Annotated in this window: 3 protein-coding genes; all 3 read left to right on the top strand. The window is 66.2% G+C overall.

All coding sequences use genetic code 11. The features are described from left to right. Positions 1–208 (top strand): DNA-directed RNA polymerase subunit alpha C-terminal domain-containing protein (locus tag Q8M82_RS07035; RefSeq protein WP_305690663.1); only part of this gene is annotated, 208 nt, incomplete at its 5' end. A 115-nt stretch (positions 209–323) separates the two neighbouring features. Beyond that, positions 324–740 (top strand): 50S ribosomal protein L17, encoded by a 417-nt coding sequence (rplQ, locus tag Q8M82_RS07030; RefSeq protein ID WP_305690662.1) that lies wholly within the window; start codon positions 324–326, stop codon positions 738–740. A 175-nt stretch (positions 741–915) separates the two neighbouring features. Then, on the top strand, positions 916–1,398 hold a 483-nt coding region (locus tag Q8M82_RS07025; RefSeq protein ID WP_305690664.1), incomplete at its 3' end, for a tripartite tricarboxylate transporter substrate-binding protein.

Raw genomic sequence — 1,398 nt, 5'->3', positions numbered from 1 at the left:
CCTGAAGAACGACAACATCGTCTATATCGGCGACCTGATCCAGAAGTCGGAGGGCGAGATGCTGCGCACCCCGAACTTCGGCCGCAAGTCGCTGAACGAGATCAAGGAAGTGCTCGCCACCATGGGCCTCCACCTCGGCATGGACGTCACCGGCTGGCCGCCGGAGAACATCGAAGAGCTCGCGAAGCGCTTCGAGGAGCACTACTGATCCAACCGGCGCGGGTTTGATCCCGCGCCGCCATCCCGCCCGGTGCATGAGCGCCGGAGCATAAAGAACGGCCGTACCGTGGCACGGCGGCCGTAAATTACGAAGGAGCCACCCCATGCGTCACGGTTTCCGCGGTCGTCGTTTCAACCGCTCGGCCGAGCATCGCAAGGCGATGTTCGCCAACATGTCCCAGGCCCTGATCAAGCACGAGCAGATCACCACGACGCTGCCGAAGGCTAAGGACCTGCGTCCGGTCGTCGAGAAGCTGATCACGCTCGCCAAGCGCGGCGATCTGCATGCCCGCCGCCAGGCGATCGCGCAGATCAAGGACGTCGCCCTGGTCGGCAAGCTCTTTGCGGTGCTCGGGCCCCGCTACAAGGAGCGCAATGGCGGCTATCTGCGCATCATGAAGGCGGGCTTCCGCTTCGGCGACAACGCCCCGCTCGCCGTGATCGAGTTCGTCGATCGCGATGTCGAGGCCAAGGGCAAGGATTCCGGCCCGGTCTTCACGGCGGAAGACGAGGCGGCCTGAGGTTTTCCTCGGTCCGGCAGTTTCGAAGGGCGGCCCTCGGGTCGCCCTTTTGCGTTGGCGGGGTGAGGCCGACGCGGTGCGATCCCTTGGCGATGTGCGGCTTCGCGATTACGCTTTCCGCCAATCAAGCAAGACGGCGCCGCCGCGCCGCCGGGGGGAAGCGATCATGAAAGCGATGAAGACGGCCGGTCTGATCCTGGCAGCTGCAACGGCATTCGCCGCCCCGGCGCCCGCCACCGCGCAGGACTACCCTTCCAAGACGATCACCATGATCGTGCCCTTCGCGGCCGGCGGCTCGTCGGATGTGATCGCGCGGCTCGTCGGCGACGAGATGGGGCGCGTGCTCGGGCAGCGCATCGTGATGGAGAACATGGGCGGGGCGGGCGGTGCGACCGCCCTGTCGAGGGCCTCGCGCGCCGAGCCCGACGGCTACACCATCGTGATCGGCAACAGCGGCACCAACGCCGCCTCCTACACTATCTATCCGGAGCTGAAATACACCAACGCGGATTTCGCGCCGGTCGGGCTCGTCGCCAAGACCTCGCCGATGATCGCGCTGAAGCTCGATTTCCCGGCCAAGACGCTGGCCGAGTTCGTCGCCTATGCGAAGGCCAACCCCGGCAAGGTCAGCCTCGGCCATGCCGGCGTCGGCTCGTCG

This window comes from Allobosea sp. (assembly GCF_030694325.1).
Taxonomy (GTDB): Bacteria; Pseudomonadota; Alphaproteobacteria; order Rhizobiales; family Beijerinckiaceae; genus Allobosea.
The sequence above is the reverse complement of the archived record's forward strand: the minus strand, read 5'-3'. Positions and strand labels throughout refer to the sequence as shown.